This window comes from Arthrobacter sp. KBS0703 (assembly GCF_002008315.2).
Taxonomy (GTDB): domain Bacteria; phylum Actinomycetota; class Actinomycetes; order Actinomycetales; family Micrococcaceae; genus Arthrobacter.
On sequence record NZ_MVDG02000001.1, the window covers coordinates 1,105,745 to 1,121,104 of the forward strand.

20 protein-coding genes are annotated in these 15,360 nt (G+C 62.2%); 6 read left to right on the top strand and 14 right to left on the bottom strand.

Annotated elements, in window-relative coordinates; all coding sequences use genetic code 11:
* Positions 1-26: 26 nt before the first annotated feature.
* The 6 genes from lepB (B1A87_RS05185) (at position 27) to B1A87_RS22845 (ending at position 3,533) form a co-directional block, all read left to right on the top strand.
* Positions 27-707, top strand: coding sequence for a signal peptidase I (lepB, locus tag B1A87_RS05185; RefSeq protein ID WP_078026601.1), 681 nt, complete (start codon positions 27-29; stop codon positions 705-707).
* Between the two features lie 171 nt (positions 708-878).
* Complete coding sequence (gene lepB / locus B1A87_RS05190; RefSeq protein ID WP_395940266.1) at positions 879-1,727, top strand: signal peptidase I; 849 nt, start codon at positions 879-881, stop codon at positions 1,725-1,727.
* Between the two features lie 2 nt (positions 1,728-1,729).
* Entirely contained in the window at positions 1,730-2,401 is a 672-nt protein-coding gene (locus B1A87_RS05195) for a ribonuclease HII (protein WP_078026599.1), read from the top strand.
* A gap of 105 nt (positions 2,402-2,506) precedes the next feature.
* Positions 2,507-2,833 carry a DUF2469 domain-containing protein gene (locus tag B1A87_RS05200; protein ID WP_056632617.1) on the top strand — a complete coding sequence of 109 codons (327 nt, stop codon included), beginning with the start codon at positions 2,507-2,509 and terminating at the stop codon, positions 2,831-2,833.
* A 206-nt stretch (positions 2,834-3,039) separates the two neighbouring features.
* Complete coding sequence (locus B1A87_RS05205) at positions 3,040-3,396, top strand: YraN family protein (RefSeq protein ID WP_078026598.1); 357 nt, start codon at positions 3,040-3,042, stop codon at positions 3,394-3,396.
* Positions 3,396-3,533, top strand: coding sequence for a hypothetical protein (locus B1A87_RS22845; RefSeq protein ID WP_185982240.1), 138 nt, complete (start codon positions 3,396-3,398; stop codon positions 3,531-3,533). Before B1A87_RS05205 ends, B1A87_RS22845 begins: the two co-directional genes overlap by 1 nt.
* A gap of 13 nt (positions 3,534-3,546) precedes the next feature.
* Here B1A87_RS22845 and B1A87_RS05210 read toward each other — a convergent pair whose 3' ends face one another.
* The 14 genes from B1A87_RS05210 to B1A87_RS05275 all read right to left on the bottom strand — a co-directional run bounded on the left by B1A87_RS05210 (position 3,547) and on the right by B1A87_RS05275 (position 15,335).
* On the bottom strand, positions 3,547-3,876 hold the full coding sequence (locus B1A87_RS05210) for a hypothetical protein (protein ID WP_078026597.1): 330 nt from the start codon (positions 3,874-3,876) through the stop codon (positions 3,547-3,549).
* A 40-nt stretch (positions 3,877-3,916) separates the two neighbouring features.
* Complete coding sequence (locus tag B1A87_RS05215) at positions 3,917-4,378, bottom strand: hypothetical protein (RefSeq protein WP_078026596.1); 462 nt, start codon at positions 4,376-4,378, stop codon at positions 3,917-3,919.
* 15 nt (positions 4,379-4,393) lie between these two features.
* On the bottom strand, positions 4,394-5,551 hold the full coding sequence (locus tag B1A87_RS05220) for a hypothetical protein (protein ID WP_078026595.1): 1,158 nt from the start codon (positions 5,549-5,551) through the stop codon (positions 4,394-4,396).
* A gap of 2 nt (positions 5,552-5,553) precedes the next feature.
* Positions 5,554-6,303 carry a hypothetical protein gene (locus B1A87_RS05225; protein WP_078026594.1) on the bottom strand — a complete coding sequence of 250 codons (750 nt, stop codon included), beginning with the start codon at positions 6,301-6,303 and terminating at the stop codon, positions 5,554-5,556.
* On the bottom strand, positions 6,303-8,165 hold the full coding sequence (locus B1A87_RS05230) for a hypothetical protein (protein WP_078026593.1): 1,863 nt from the start codon (positions 8,163-8,165) through the stop codon (positions 6,303-6,305). The genes B1A87_RS05225 and B1A87_RS05230 overlap by 1 nt, the downstream gene beginning before the upstream one ends.
* A gap of 3 nt (positions 8,166-8,168) precedes the next feature.
* Entirely contained in the window at positions 8,169-8,672 is a 504-nt protein-coding gene (locus tag B1A87_RS05235) for a hypothetical protein (protein ID WP_078026592.1), read from the bottom strand.
* Positions 8,673-8,677: 5 nt separating this feature from the next.
* Entirely contained in the window at positions 8,678-9,088 is a 411-nt protein-coding gene (locus B1A87_RS05240) for a hypothetical protein (protein WP_139362672.1), read from the bottom strand.
* A gap of 12 nt (positions 9,089-9,100) precedes the next feature.
* Complete coding sequence (locus B1A87_RS05245; protein ID WP_139362671.1) at positions 9,101-9,472, bottom strand: hypothetical protein; 372 nt, start codon at positions 9,470-9,472, stop codon at positions 9,101-9,103.
* A 17-nt stretch (positions 9,473-9,489) separates the two neighbouring features.
* Entirely contained in the window at positions 9,490-9,825 is a 336-nt protein-coding gene (locus B1A87_RS05250) for a hypothetical protein (RefSeq protein ID WP_078026589.1), read from the bottom strand.
* A gap of 30 nt (positions 9,826-9,855) precedes the next feature.
* Positions 9,856-11,382, bottom strand: coding sequence for a hypothetical protein (locus tag B1A87_RS05255; protein WP_139362670.1), 1,527 nt, complete (start codon positions 11,380-11,382; stop codon positions 9,856-9,858).
* On the bottom strand, positions 11,375-12,307 hold the full coding sequence (locus B1A87_RS05260) for a phage portal protein (RefSeq protein WP_185982241.1): 933 nt from the start codon (positions 12,305-12,307) through the stop codon (positions 11,375-11,377). The genes B1A87_RS05255 and B1A87_RS05260 overlap by 8 nt, the downstream gene beginning before the upstream one ends.
* 348 nt (positions 12,308-12,655) lie before the next feature.
* Complete coding sequence (locus B1A87_RS05265; RefSeq protein ID WP_078026586.1) at positions 12,656-14,092, bottom strand: hypothetical protein; 1,437 nt, start codon at positions 14,090-14,092, stop codon at positions 12,656-12,658.
* Positions 14,093-14,578: 486 nt separating this feature from the next.
* A complete protein-coding gene (locus B1A87_RS24880; protein ID WP_078026585.1) occupies positions 14,579-14,902 on the bottom strand; it encodes an HNH endonuclease in 324 nt (107 codons plus the stop codon).
* A gap of 190 nt (positions 14,903-15,092) precedes the next feature.
* Positions 15,093-15,335 carry a hypothetical protein gene (locus B1A87_RS05275; protein ID WP_078026584.1) on the bottom strand — a complete coding sequence of 81 codons (243 nt, stop codon included), beginning with the start codon at positions 15,333-15,335 and terminating at the stop codon, positions 15,093-15,095.
* Between the last annotated feature and the right edge of the window lie 25 nt (positions 15,336-15,360).

A 15,360-nucleotide genomic window follows, 5' to 3' on the forward strand; every position in this document is an offset into this window, starting at 1 on the left:
CGCAACAGCGCCACAGGATACGGACCATGGACCACACGAAACGCCAGCCAGGGAAACCGGGCTGGCGTTTCGCGTTGGTGGCCCTTGCGCTGGCCGTGATCGTCAGCGGGCTGGTCCGCTCGCTGTGGCTGGACGTGTACTACATACCGTCGGCCTCCATGGAACCGCTGTTCGACACCGGCGACCGGATCCTGGTGTCCCGCACCGACTTACAGTCGGAGCCCATCCGGCGCGGCGACGTCGTCGTGTTCGATGGCAGGGGCTCGTTTGCTCCGCTCAGCAGCGGTTCCGGCCCGCTGCAGGATGCGCTGGACACAGCAGGACACTGGCTGGGGGTCACCGGCAGTGATACTACTTACGTAAAACGGGTTATCGGCCTTTCCGGCGACCATGTGGTCTGTTGCGACGCCGGACAGCGGCTCACAGTGAACGGCCAGCCGCTTGTGGAACCCTACCTTTATGCGGGGGACAGTCCGAGCAGCCAGAAGTTCAACGTGATTGTTCCGGCAGGCCGTCTCTGGCTGCTGGGTGACCACCGCTCCGTGTCAGCCGACTCGCGCAGCCTGCTGGGTGCGCCGGGCGGCGGGATGGTACGGGAGGACAAGGTGATCGGTAGGCCGGTACAGATCATCTGGCCGCTTGATAGATTTGCGTCAGTGACGCGGCCGCCGCTGGCGGCCACTACAACGACTAAGGACGGACAGTAGATGCCGGAAACAGATCCCGGGACTTCCGAGCCGCAGCGGACCGCTGCTAGGCCGGGGAGGCACGCTTCGGGAGAGCCCGTTCCGGCCGTGGATGTCCCTGGCGACTCCGCCCCAGGACACCCTGCACTCGGAAACCGTGATTCCGGCGTGCCTGTGTCCGGCGCGTCCGGCGTGCCTGGGTCTGTCTCTTATACACATCTAGATGTGTATAAGAGACACCCGGGCGGCGCCGCGCCGGGACGGCCCGCAGCCGGAGTGTCCGCAGCGGCTGAGTCCACAGCGGCGGACGCCGCGGACGCGGAGTCCACGGCCGCGCGTGCGGGCGAAGGACGGAAGAAGCCGACTCCGGCCCGCAACCCGTTCCTGCTGTGGCTGAAGGAGATCGCCACGGTGGTGGTGATCGCCGTCGTGCTGTCCTTCCTGATCAAGACATTCCTGTTCCGCGCCTTCTACATTCCGTCCGAGTCCATGGTGAGCACCCTGGACATCAACGACCGCATCTTCGTCAACCTGCTGGTGCCGGAGCCGTTCGCCCTGGAACGCGGGGACGTGGTGGTGTTCAAGGACACCAAGGGCTGGCTGCCGCCCACTCCGCAAAAAGCCGACGGGCCATTTACGTTCGTCGAGGACGGGCTGACCTTCGTGGGCCTGCTGCCGGACAACTCCGAACAGCACCTCGTCAAGCGCGTCATCGGGCTGCCCGGCGACCACGTCATCTGCTGCGACGCGGACGGCAAGCTCACAGTCAACGGGGCTCCGCTGGACGAGAAGTACGTCAACCCGGCCGAGGTGCCCCTGGTGCGCAACTTCGACGTCGTGGTCCCGGCCGGCAAGGTCTGGGTCATGGGGGACAACCGCAACCATTCCGCGGACTCCCGCGCCCACACCGACTCCAACGGGGGGTTCGTGGACATCGCCGACATCGAGGGAAAGGCCGCCGTCATCGCGTGGCCGCTGAACCGCTGGGCGGCCCTTGACAACTATCCGGACGTCTTCAAGAACGTCCCGCCGGCAGGCTAGACATGTCCGTTGCACCCACGCTTGACTACGAGAAGCGCTTCCTGCCGCGGGGAGCGCGGTACCTGGCGGGCGTCGATGAAGTAGGCCGCGGGGCTCTGGCCGGGCCCGTAAGCGTGGGAATCGCCGTCGTGGACCTGAGGCAGATGAAGCTGCTGGCGGACGTCCGCGACAGCAAGCTGCTGAAGGCAGCCGACCGTGAGCGGCTGGACCCGCTGGTCCGGGCCTGGAGCGTCGCCTGCGCCGTGGGGCACGCCAGCGCCCGTGAAATCGATGAACTGGGCATCATGGGCGCCCTCCGCACGGCCGGAAACCGGGCGTGGTTCGAGATCCTGGGGACGGGCATCACGCCCGATGTGGTCCTGCTGGACGGAAGCCACAACTGGCTGTCGCCGGACGTCCAGCCCTCGCTGTTTGACGAGGTGGTGGCGGATCCGGGCTGCGACGCGCCCGTGCACACCCTGGTCAAGGCCGACATGCAGTGCCTGAGCGTTGCCGCCGCCAGTGTCCTGGCCAAGGTGGAGCGGGACCGCACGATGCAGGAACTGCACCTCGAGTACCCGGTCTTCGGCTGGGACGTCAACAAGGGCTACGGGACGGCCGCGCACCGGGAAGCCATCCGGGCCGCCGGCCCCAGCCCGTACCACCGGATCAGCTGGAACCTGCTGTCGGAGTAGGCCTTCCGGCCGGACAGCCGTTCCTGGACGCTGCCCGTGCCTGTTGTGGTTCGGCGGCAGGGAGCCGGTGCGCGCGCGACGCGCTGCATGGTGCAAGATGGAACCATGAGTGCCGAAGACCTTGAGAACTACGAAACCGACATGGAGCTCCAGCTCTACCGTGAATACCGCGACGTCGTCGGGCTGTTCAGCTACGTGGTCGAGACAGAGCGGCGCTTCTACCTTGCCAACCACGTGGACCTGCAGGCGCGCAGCGCCGACGGCGAGGTCTACTTCGACCTCACGCTTCAGGACGCCTGGGTCTGGGACGTCTACCGCTCCGCGCGGTTCGTGAAGAGCGTCCGGGTCATCACGTTCAAGGACGTGAACGTCGAGGAACTCCCGCGCAGCGAGGAGCTCGCACTGCCCAAGGACGTCGACCTCGGCAACTAGGCGCACCGACCGCTGCGGTAGCAGCTCGAGCCCTCCCCGAGGCGCCATCAGACGCCTGGTGCCGTTCGTGCGCGCCCCCGGCTGTACCCGGTTGCCACCGCGGCCACTTTCCCTCCACAGCGCCTGTTCGGGCGGGTTTCCCACATAGCGCGATAGGCCCCTGTCCCGCGTGAGGCAGCCCCCGCAGTCTTGTTGCGGAGGTAGAAATGAAAGCCAAAGACCTGCTGGGCCGGCGCGGTGAAGAGCTCGCGGCCGGGTATCTGGAATCGCTGGGCATGCTGATCGTGGAGCGTAACTGGCGCTGTCCCGACGGCGAAATCGACATCGTTGCGCTGGACGGCGATGCGCTCGTCATTGCGGAAGTGAAAACTCGGCGGTCGCTCGCCTACGGCCACCCGTTCGAAGCCGTGGGCTCGGACAAGCTTGCCCGCCTGCATCGCCTAGGCTCAGCCTGGTGCCGCGATCATGAGCTCCGGATGCCGCTGCGGCGCGTTGACGTCATTGCCGTCCTGGACGACGGCGTGTGCGAGCCGACCTTTGAACACCTCAAGGGGGTGGGGTAATGGCCTTGGGACGAACGTACTCGGTCGCCCTTGTGGGGCTCAACGGCTACATCGTGGAGGTCGAGGCAGATATCGGCCAGACGCTGCCCGCCTTTGTCATCCTGGGCCTGCCTGACGGCAGGCACCCCCAAATGTAGCAAGTATTTTTTCTTACTGTTTCGTGTTTTTGTTCAGCTCCGCCTCGGCCTGTTCAGCGCGACGCCTTTGTATCTCGGTGGCATCCTCGGCGTCGCGGCGAGCCTTGCGGAGCTTGTCGAACTCCTGTTCGCGTTGCCGCGCTTCGGCTTCAAGCCTGTCGATGGTGGCCTGCAGGGCTTCCTTCTCGCGCTGTAGCCGGGCCATCGACGTGTTGAGTTCGACGCGGACGCCGGACTCCTGCTTGCGCAGGTAGACGAGAAGCATCATGAGGCCGGTTATCAGGACGCCGGGGGAGCCATTGGCGACTACTGCGCCCCAGACCTTTTCGACGTCTACTTCCACTGCTGCCCCCTCAGACAGCGATCCCCGTGCGGGGAGTCGCTTAGTTGACGGGGATGGTGAAGTTGAGCATGACGAAGGTGGGGTCCGTTGCGCCGGTCTCGTAGCTGATGTTGCCGTTGGAGCCAATCGCCACGTTGCCGACAACGCGCGGGACTGTGGCGTTGCCGGTGGTGACGGGAGCAAAGACGGTGTAGGCCGGTCGGAGGTTGACCGGAAGGACGGCAATGACCGTCTTGGGGTCTCCCGTGGTGGGGTTCTTGACGATGCCGGAGACGTGGATGAAGTTGCCGGACTTGGAGGCGCGGAGACCGTTGTAGTAACCACCGGCACCTACATAGGGGCCGTAGCCGTTGATGAGGGTCAGCGGCGTCCAGTCGATGGCGGCGGTGACTGCGTTCAGCGCGGATTCGACGCTCTCGGCGGTTGCCTGAATCGCGTCGTGAACGGCTGCGGCTTCTGTTCCGGCAGGGTAGGAAATGTCCCAATTGGTTGTTGTTGGCATGACTGCCCTTTCTGACTAGATGATTTCGTTTCGTTCCGGTCGGCGCAGGACCAGATCCATGAGGCCGGAGCCGGGGCTGAAGGTGACGGACTGCACGAGAAGGTTTTCGTCGGCTCCGAAGAGCTGGGCGCGGATGGTCTGTCCGGGGCGCACGGAGTACAGGGCAAGGGCTGTGACGTCGTAGGTGTGGCCTTTGCTGAGCAGCCGGGCGAGCTTGTTGCGTGCGGCGGCGTCGGCCTGCGTTTGGCTCGCGGCCTTGTCGATCTCTTCGGTGTAGGTCTTCTCGCCCACCGTGGCGATGTTGAAGTCGCCGTAGCTGATGAAGGCTTGGCCGGTGCGGGTGTAGGACCACTCGTTGAAGCGGGCCTTCCATTTGTAGGTGAGCACGACGCGGTTGTAGAACTTCTCGCGGTCGGTGGTCATGTTGGCGCTGAGGACCGTTCCGTCCGTGCCGGTGGTCAGTGTGTGGTGCGGGGTCGTGGCGATTTCCGGGCGCGGCTCGATGGTCCAGTCGCGTCCGTTCTTGCAGTAGATCCATGTGCCGGTGCGCTGCTGAATCTCGTCAATGAGGTCCCACGCGTTCTCGTTCGGGCGCGGCTCGTTCATCGTGGACGCCTTCGGCTTCTCCAGCAGGGCAATCTCACCGGCTCCGAAGGTGGGCGAGTACTCGGAGAGGACGTGAATCTCACTCATGGTGGAGCCCGCTGCGAGGATCGACGCCACGTAGTCAATGAGGCCGGAGGTATCGAGGGTTTCCGTCCCGAAAAACGTCTGCCCCTGCACGCGGCGCTCGTCCGAGGACGCCGTGATGTTCATGGACGTTTCGTCGCTGGAATAGCGCAGCTCGCGGGAGAAAATCATCAGGTCAGCGACAATCTGGGTCTCGCGCTCCTGCGAGTCGAGGTCATAGCCGAGTTCGATTTCAACGCGGGTGGATTTGCGCCCGTCGAGCGCGTCAATGTCCGCCTGACTCTCCGGCATGGCACAGGTGATGTCGGCGGAGATGTGCGGAGACCAGTCCTCGGAGAACGTGATTTGCAGGTCCAGCACGTCCAGCGTGATGGGCTCGCCGTCCAGCGGGTACGCAACGGCCTTGTAGTAATGCCGGACGGACTCGGAGACCTTGGCGACGGCGTCAGCGCTGAACGGCTGCGGCGCTGGCTTTAGCGTCATCCCTAGACCTCCCGCTGTAGGAGAAGGTCGTCAAAGGTGGCGTAGGCAGCGGCAACCTCGTTGAAGGAAGCGAACGAGACGGCCAGCTCTTCGAAGGTCCAGCCGATGGCACCACGAAGGGATCCGGTCGGACGCTTGGTCTCCCGGAAGTTGACCGTGAAGCGGTAGCACGTCGACTGTCCCTGCGGCGTGTAGGGCACGACGTCGAGGGTTTCGGGGATGAAGAACATGTCCATTTTGGGGACGGACTGTTTCAGCATCGCGACTTCCTGACGGTTGAAGACGTCTTCGAGTGCTGCGGCGCTGGGATAGTCCGGCATCCAGATTTCGAGCTGTCCACGGCGGGTGCCCATGCCACCGAGGGCTAGCACGGGATCCGGGCGTCCGATGATGTCATGGGCCACCGAGAGGCTCTTGCGGCTGGACGAGTAGTCCGTGAGCTGCTGGACCTTGGCGGAGAAGTTCGGCAGGCGAGGAATCAGGAACCACGGAGTTGCCAGCGTGAGTACCGCGCTCGCAGTGACCGTTCCGGCGGCGGTGTAGACGGCATAGGTGTTGATCCCGTTCGCCGCCTCGTAATCGGAGAGGATGAGCTTTCCGGACGCGGCGGAAGGAAGCTGATAGTCCTTCACGCGGACGTCGTTGGTGCCGTTGACGTCGATGCGGGTGATCTTGGTGACGGAGGACGTCAGGGCGATTTCGAGCAGGATGGACGTTGTGACGGTGTCGGCGGTCAGCGTGAGCGTGGTCATCAGACGACTCTCTTTCCGGGACGTTCAACGATGTCCACGTAGGCAGTGCGGGGGAGCGTGAGGCGGCGCAGGGTTTCCTCCACGGAGCCGAGATTGGCGAGGTTGACGTTGACGTCCACGTTGCGGCCTTTGATGCCGTCGATCCGCTTCTGGACCTCGCGCACGGTGTAGTCGTCGTCCACGTCGACCTTGACCATGTCGCGGCCTTTGATGCCGTCGATTCGCTGCTGTACGGCCTTGACGGTGTAGTTGTCGTCGACGTCGACAAAGACGTTGTCCCTGCCCGTGATGGCGTTGATACGGCCTTGGACGGCGGCGACGGTCAGGTTGTCATCGACGTCCACGAGGACGTTGTCGCGGCCCGTGATGGCGTTCACGCGTCCCTGTACAGCTCCGGTGGTGCCGCCGTCGTCAACGTTGACAGTCGTGTCCTTCGTGGCCGGGATGGTCTCAATGTCCGTCTTAGCCTTGGCTGCGCCGTTGGTCTTGATCTCGGTGGAGATTTCCTTGGGGAAGAGTCCGTACGCCTTGGCGAGTTCTTCTGACTTGGCACGCGAGCCGGTCATGGTGTCCATCTGCTTGAGCAGGGCCTCGCGTTGGGCGTCATAGCTGGCGGCGACGGTGTCCGCCGGCTGACCGGCTTTGAGCTGGTCGTCGGCCATGGTGATAGCGGCGTCGGAAGTATCCAGCAGCATGCGGATGTTGTCGCGCCCGGATTCCGTGTTCTTGTCGAGCGTTACCGTGCCTGCTTCGAACGCGGCCTTGGTCGCTGCGGCTTGGTCCAAGTAGTCCAGTTCGGCGGAGACGCCGTCCTGAAGAATGCTGTTCTTCTTTTCGAGCGCGGCAATGTCTTCAAGCGTGGCTTCAACGGTGCCCTCAATGGCGGCGCGGCGAAGCTTCTCCATCTCCTCAGCGATCCGCTGATTCTTGATGTTGTCTTCCATCTTCGTCTTGAGGTCTTCAAGGGAAGTCAGTGTCGCCGTGTCGACGGGTTCCATGATGGAGCCGGTGGTGTTATAGACCGCCTCCTTCTTTTCCTTGAGGGCAGTCAGCTTGTCGTTGACTTTTGCAAGTCCCTCTTCGGCGTCTTTGACGGAACCGAAGGAACCGTCGAAGGCGGTCTTCAGGTCAATGCCTGAGTCCTTGCTGAGCTGGGACATCTTCTCGAAGCCGGTAATCGCGTCTTCCTGAAAGATGTCCAGCCATTCCTTGGTGTCCACAATGGAATAGCCGTAGTCCTCCATGGCTTGGATGTAATCGCTCTGTCGAAGGACACCGCCGTTGTCCTTGATGGCCTGAGCCATTCCAATGACTTTTTCCTTGTTCTCGTTGACCTTGTCTGCGTTGTCTTGCAGAGCGGAAATCACGAGACCGATTCCGGCGGCGGCAACGAGACCAGCGGCCATACCGGCGGGACCGAAGCCGACGAAGGCGTTGGCGACAACTTCCTGCATGGCGTCGGCAGCGTCCTCGATGGAGCCGAACGAGGCGGCGGCTTCCTTGGCGGTGGAGGCCGATTCCTCTTTGAGGTTGTCGAAGCCCTCTCCGGCCTTGTCCGTGCCGTCCGTGACCTCTCGGCCTACGGTCTTGCCGGTGGTCTTTGCCTGATCCTCTACGGACTCGAGCGCCTTGGTCAGGTCGCGGTCAACGACTTTGGCGGCGTCCTTGAAATCGTCCTCAATGGCGTCACCGGCCTTGTCGCTGGCCTTGGTCACATCCTTAAAGCTGTCCTCACCGGCCTTGGCGGTGTCCTTGAGGGAATCCTGAATCTTGTCGAACGAGTCGGCAACCTTTTCGGCACCGGTTACAACGCCGTCAACGTCAGTGTTGATGACTACATCGATGGGGCGTCCACCGGCCATGGGTTACCTGCCTTCTGCGGCGTCGTGAATACGCTTGATAGTGGTTTGGATAGTCAGTGATTGAATGCGGCTCACTGCGGCCTTTGACGCCGGTACGGCGACGTAGCCGGTCCTGCGGTGCTGGGGGAGTCCTCGGCGGGTGCGGCGGGTGATGGTGTGCCGCTGACCGTTCGGAGCCTGCCGGTAGTACTTGGTGTAGTTGTTCGGCGTCGAGCCGAATTCAGCAGCTCCGAGTAGCGCGTTTTGCGGAATCTTCCGGGAGCCGATTTTCTTGCTGGAGCCCTTGGCGGTCAGCACAAGGTTGGCTCCGGTCTTGACGGAGATTCCGGCCTTGTAGACGCGGGAGGCAACCGGGGTGACGTTCCTGCGGGCGTTGATTTCCTCACGCCAGATGGGAAGGGCTGAGGCCCGCTGTACGCGGCGCAGGTCATTCTTCAGCTCTTTGGGGAGCTGGCGAAAGACGCGTTCGGCCTTGTTCAGTCCCTTCCCATCGACGTAGAACTTCATCGGACTTAGACGCCGTAAACGAGTGTCGGCTGTCCGCTGACGGGGAGGCTCGCGGAAGTAGTGGCGACACCGGTTCCGCCGCCGATTTCCTTAGGCGCGGTGATGGTCGCTGTGAACGTCCAAGACTGGGTTGCGGTGCCGGTCGGCTTGATGATGACCGTCTTAGTCAGACCGTGAAAGGCAATGAGCTTTGCCGTCAGGGTGGTGTTGGCTGTGAAGTCCTGACCGAATTCGAGGTCGCAGGTCCAGACGAGCGGGGACACAGTCTGCTGCACGTTGCCGGAGACCGGTGACCATACGGCGGTGTCGAAGGTGTTGGAGAGCTTGGCAAGAGTGATCGCGTCGGAGTACTCGACTCCGTCAATGGAGACAATCGCGTTCTTGATGTTCAGGGGATTGTGCACAAGAGATGGCATGATTTAGGCCTTTCAGGCTGTAAGAAGTTGTGATTTGTAGATCTGAGGACGGACGGCTTGCAGGCTGATTTCGTAGGCTTCCCACTGCTCAGCCACGATGGTTCGCTGGGCTTCCTGCCAATACACATCCCGCATGGCTTCGAGCGAGAGCATGACCGCGTCAACGGCGGCATCCAGCTCGTCCTCTGCGGCGGCGGTTCCCTTTTTCGACACCGTGACCAGCACCTTCAATGAGTGCGTGATCTGGCTGTTCGAGTCGTTGACCGAGAAGCCGTCCCGGTAGACGTTGACGGAGACTTTTCCGGCAGGAATGTTCTCCGGTGCGCTGACTGGGAAGTCGGTGACGATGAAGCCGGGGTTATCGGCCTTGATCTGTTCCGCCACGTCCTTCCGTGCGGCACTCATCGGAGCCTCCGTAGCGGGGAACTTTTCGGACGGAGGAGATCCCTCGCAGCGAAGACCAGCGGATAGACCGGGATGGCCAGACCGTCCGGCCCGTATTCCTGCTTCTGGCCCCCGGACATCTGCCCCCATGTGTGGCGGGCCTGAAATATCAAGGCCAGCTTCCATGTCTCCGGCACCTGCTCGGTGACGCCGGGGTCAGTGTGGGTAGGCGCGTAGGCGGCACACAGACTGCTTGCCGTGTACAGAAGCGTGCTGAGGACGTCCGGATCGATGTCCACGGCCTCCGGCCAAATGGTCTTGACGAAGTCAACGTCAACGGTCCATTGCCACATTGCGCCTGCCTTTCAGGTTGGGAGCGGAAATTAGACGACCTTGACGAGTCCGGCGGCGTTGTTCACGACAATCGCGTAGTAGCCGAACAGGGCCTCATCCAGACCGCCCTTGGAGATGTCCAGCGCGTCCACGCGGATGGGGGAGCCGGGAAGCTCGTAGAAGGAAATGGCTTCCTTGGCTCCGACGATGACGGTTCCGGCGGCAAGCTCCGGAGCCGGGACGATGCGGAATCCGCCGACGCTGCCGTCGACAAAGCCGAGAGCGGAAGACAGGTACTTCAGGGAGTCCTGATCGCGGGTGAGAAGCATGGTGCGGTACACGTCGGTTGCCACGAGTGCGAAGCTCGGCAGAACGTTGGTGTTGGTGTTCACGGCGAGGACGCCGTCAACGATCTTGGACATGCCCGCGTTCACGTTGGCCGGGACAGCGCCGCCGGTCACGTTGGTGGAGACGGACGAGATGCGCGTAATGAGCTTCTGATCGGTCTTGAGCGCGTAGTCCTGTGCGGCTGCGGAGAAGAAGCTGTTCAGGAACTCGGTGTTGCCGAAGTCCGCGTACTTGCGGTCGATCTTCCAGCCACCGGCCAGACGTGCGGCCTCTTCCGAGTAGGCCTCGGTGGTGACGGTGTTACTAGGAATGTCGGCGAGATCGCCCGCGTAGTCGCCTACTACGGGCTTGGTCAGGAAGCGCCAGCCTTCAACCTTCCAAGAGGTCAGGGTGCCGGGGGTGACGAGGGAGACGTACTTGCGCTGGTACGGAGCCTTTGACCAAAGCTCCCCCAACCATTCCTCTTGTTCCACGTTGGACTTGTGGGCGGTATTGGTGATGTTGGACAGCGCGGCGAACAGGCTCTGCTCTCCAACGATTCCGGCCTCTTCCAGTGCGGAGGCGAGAACGCGGTCCTTGGTGGAGTAGGCCTTGGCGATTAGGGCAGTAGCGGTGGCGAGGTCCTTGGGAGCCGTAGCGCCACCGTGGGCGGCCTGAAGCTCGGTCGGAACAGATGCGTTTTCGGGCATTTCGATTTCCTTCTCGGGGGGTGTTGATGCGTCGGCTTCTGCCTCAGCGGGTGTTTCCTCGTCGTCCTGTTCCGGAGTGGAGGTAGTTACGGGGAGGTCTCCGAAGTCGGAAGCCACGAGCTGGGCGTCAGCGAACGCGGGACGGACCACGAGACCGGCACCGGAGAGGACTCCGGCGGTCAGGGCTCCGGCACGGATGACGGGGGAGTCAATCTCCACCGAGATGCCGGTGCGGAGACCGGACGCGGCCAGCTCGAGCGCGTCGTTGCCAGCGGACGTGCGGGCAATGGAGACGGTGGCGAAGAGGCCTTCGTCGGTCTCTTCGATGGAGGCGAACTTGCCTACGGGCTGCTTGTAGTCGTGTTCGAGGTTCACCGGCAGTCCGGTGATGTCCTCAGGAATGGTCACGGAGCCCTTCGAGGCGGTGATCTTTCCGAGGTTGGTGGACCCTGCGGAGCCGTAGGGAAGCAGCTTGTAGGTCAGGGTGCGGTCATCAATTGATGCGGTGAGGAATTCACCGGCCACATGGAAGTTAGACATTCGGAATTACCGGGCTTTCTGTATTACCCTTCGCACTGACGAAGGCATCGAAGAGGGAATAGTCGACGGAAATCTTGATGCCCGGCGGTGTGCAATCGTCTTGCGAAAGGCGATCCGCCAGTGGCTCGGTCCACGTCTTTAGGGACAATTCGCTAAGCTCATTTCGAGAATCAACAGAATTCGCGTAGACCTGACTATTTCCGCCGCCGGAACCGTCCAACATGTCCGCGCTAATTCCGAGGAAGTTGGAGATATCGACGCGGAGCGCGTTGCGGGCTTCGAGCATCAGGGCGTTGGCTGAGTCGGTGGCTCCGAAGCCTTTGATCTCTAGGCCCTTCGGCTGGTAGACAATGCCGCCGCGCTCGGACTGCAGGGCGTTGGCGAGGCTTGCAAGCGCCTGATCGATCTCTTCGTCGGTCGGTGCCACGTCCTCGGTCTCGGCGACGATGACGACCGGCTCAGGGGCGGCGGTGCGGTTGTTGATGGTGCGGACGATGTTGCGGTACTGGCGCACGGAGTCACGCGCAACTTCGAGGAAGCCCGCAGGCATGATCGAGGGGACGTAGACGACGTCGTCGCTGGAGGCTTTCTTGCCGTTGACGAGGATGTTGCCGTTGGCGTCGAGGCTCCACAGGTGAGCGGGGACGTGGGCGAAGGCTGAGACGTAGCCGTCAGCGTCGCGTACAACCTGAATGAGGCTCGCGTTGTGAAAAATGAGGTCCTGAATGATTCCGGAGGTGCGCTTGGCCGGGGTGATAGGTCCCTCGGTGTGGTTCAGGAACGGAAGGTCAACGTCGTTGCCGTCCGCGTCCGTGGCTTTCAGCGGAAGGCGCGAGCCAACGGACGAGAAGATTTGGATGCCGCGCTGGACGGCGGGAACGGTGAGCGCGGTCGCGGCGTCAACCGGGAAGGCGGACGTGTCCACGTCCGGGAAGATGGCAAGCGCCAGTGTGGACGGGGAGAAGAGGCCCGTCACCTGAGAGGACTGGGCGAACCCTGTTGCAGGGTTGTACGCAGCAATGCTTGCTGACTTGGAAAAGAGACCCAAACTGACTCCAAAGACAAATACGAAAAGCAACGTTTAGTTGCCTGATGTCGATTTGTCTTTGGTGTCGTGCGTCTCTATGACGATGTCGTTGAGACTGCTTGACTTCCGGCGGTGGCGAATAGGTTACCCAAGACGCAACGAGCCACCACCGGAAGCATTAGTTATAAGCCATCATAACTTCCTCAATTATACCCGGGATGAAACCGGCAATTGTATGAAGTTCGTTTAGAAGAGAATCGGACCGCGCTTTCTCCGTGGTTCCTGATGGCGTTTACCGGCGGCAATGTAAAGAGCATTGGCTGCAGCCACCAGCGGGGAAATGTCCGCGTTGGACTGGCGGCGTCCGAAGAGCCGGGAGTCTCCCGAATACCGGAAGGCCACTTCCTCCGCTGCCCTGTCCAGCGAGGGATCCACCGCGTGCACAAGGGCGTGGTCGGCGACGTGGGACGTCAGCAGGGAGACACCGGCTGAGACTTCCTTCATGGTCAGCGCACGGAGCCCTGACTTTGGCACGCGTGGCATGCGCTGCAGGGTCTGGAAGACCGAGAGGTTGTTGCCGATGGAGTCAAAGCCGATCTCAATGCCCTTGTTGTCCGTCAGCAGCTTGGCGATGTAGGCAGGCATCCACGAGTAACCGGCCTTGTGGGCGAGCACCTGAACCGAGGGAATCCCTTCCGGCGTGTACCACGCGACGGCGACGGAACCGGCGGAGCCGTCCTGAGTGATATCGAACGAGATGGAGATGTTGGACGCGGGAACGTCCAGCAGTTCCGGAACCTGCGAAGCCAGCCAGTCCTCTTCCGGAATGGCGCGGATGGAGGACGCGACAGGGTCCAAACAGAGGAATTCTCGGGAGTAGGAAAGTAGTCCTTGGGTCTCCAACGCCTCCCTGAGGAACTTGATCGGCACCAGTCCGGAGGACAGTCCGGGGTAGACGGCCTCCCACAGGACCTCATCCGTGGCGTCCTGATCGGGGCGCATGGAGTAGTCGAGGATGCCCATCTCTTCCGAGTCCGTGCGGCCTAGCTGTAGGTACTTCCACAGCAGCCCATCACGCACCTTTGGGGGAGTGCCGGTGACGATGAGCTGAGCCTGTGGACGTGTGGCGAGCACGGGGATGGCACCGGCCAGCAGGTCCTCCGTCGTCTTGGCGTCGTACTCTCCCGCCTCGTCAAAGAGGATGCAGTCGGCATAGGAACCACGGAAGGCGGAGGCCTGCGGCTTCACTGCCCGCCACTGTGAACCGTTCTCGAAGACGATGCGGATTGAGCCGTTGCTTTTGTAGAAGCGGAAGGGGCGCGTTGCCTCATCCGGCCATGACATTTCCAGCGTGCTCCCCAGCTCGGCGAGGAACTGCTGTGAAAGCGTTCCCGTCTGCGCCGTCGAGATGATGCGGTAGCCGGGGATGGACAGGCAGCGGCCTAGAAGCGTGGCCTGAATCGAACTGGTCTTTGTAGCACGCCTACCCATTTGGATGACGGCCTTGGGGTACATCGGGAGACCGTCAGAATTTTTGGCTTCCAATAGTCGAGCGACTTGCTCACCCTGAGGAAGCAGTGAGATGCCCATCTTCTCGGCGGCCTTGTGTGCCTCTGTGACGTCCGTGTTGTCCGGGATGGGGGAGTAGAAGCGGGGAATCGCTTTGTAGTCGGCAGCGCTCATTCTGTGCCGCCTGCCGGGGAGAGAAAACGAAGGGGCACCCCCGGGACTCGGGAGCCCGCGTCAGAAAAACCCTTCGAGCCTCCGCTGTTCCCCGCTTCGCTGCACGCACGGCACAGAGCAGAGTAGTCCTTGATGTGTGAAGACCACGTCGTTGTTGTCTGGCTTCCCTTGTAGCTCGGGCCTGTCTGCTCGTACTCACTGCCACCTCGGTAGCTCCACGTCTCAGCCTGTGCACCACACGGACACACACGTTCGGTGGCCTTGCCTCGGTAGTTCAGCACACGCCTGAGCGCGGCCTTGCTGGTGCACGGCGTGGTGGGTGGCATGGTGACCGTGTAGAAGATAGGCACCGGGACATAGGTCCGGCGGGCGTACGCGTTCTTCCGTGCGTTGTACTGTGCACGGTTCTCTTCCCGGTGTCGCCTGCCGTAGCACCTGCGGCACTCGCTGGACTTCAGGATGTCGACGGTGTCCCCGCACTTGCACTTAGACATGTGCGCCTCCGATACCGGGACGCTGTACCTGCGGCACGGTGCGCACTGCTGCTGGCTTGGCACGGTGGGAGTTGCCTAGCTTTGCCCCTGCCCGTTCATTGCATGAGCGATGTGCAGGTGCTGTGTTGGAGGGGCTGTCAATCTCCGTCTGTGTCCAGCCCTGCGCCTCGGCAATCACGCGTGGCACGACATGGTCTGCCTGCCACTGCATCTCGGCGGTGACAATGCGCCCACAGATGGAACAGGGGCTTGGTAGTTGGGATGCTGCTATCTTCCGCGCTGCATTGCTGCGCGTACTGGAGTACTTTCTGGGCATAACGACGCCTATTCATGATCAATGTCATTGCGTCGTTTTCCCTGTTTCGCCGGTCAGCATCCGGTTGGGCATCCTGCCCCGTACTAATAGCGCTGTTGCGCTACATCTTCTTGAGCCTGCGCTTGGTCAATATAAGCTCCACAATCCGGTGGAGGCAGGCGGCGTATGCAATTGCTGCGGCCAGTTCCAATTATCTCACCGCCTTTTGCGGTGTCGGGAATTCGCAGGCGGCTACGACTTCCGGTATGGCGTCCACCAGATCTTGCAGTTTTTGCATCCGTGCGACGTCGTCACCGTTGCCGAAGATGATGCGGCCCGCCTGCTGTTCGCAGTACCACGGGTAGGGCAAGCCCTCATCCGTGTGCGTAGGCCATCCGGTGGTGTCCGGCCTCGTGTCGGTCTGAATGATTCTCTCAAAGTAGTGCTCGTACATTTGCGCTCCTGCGCTAGAAGTGAAG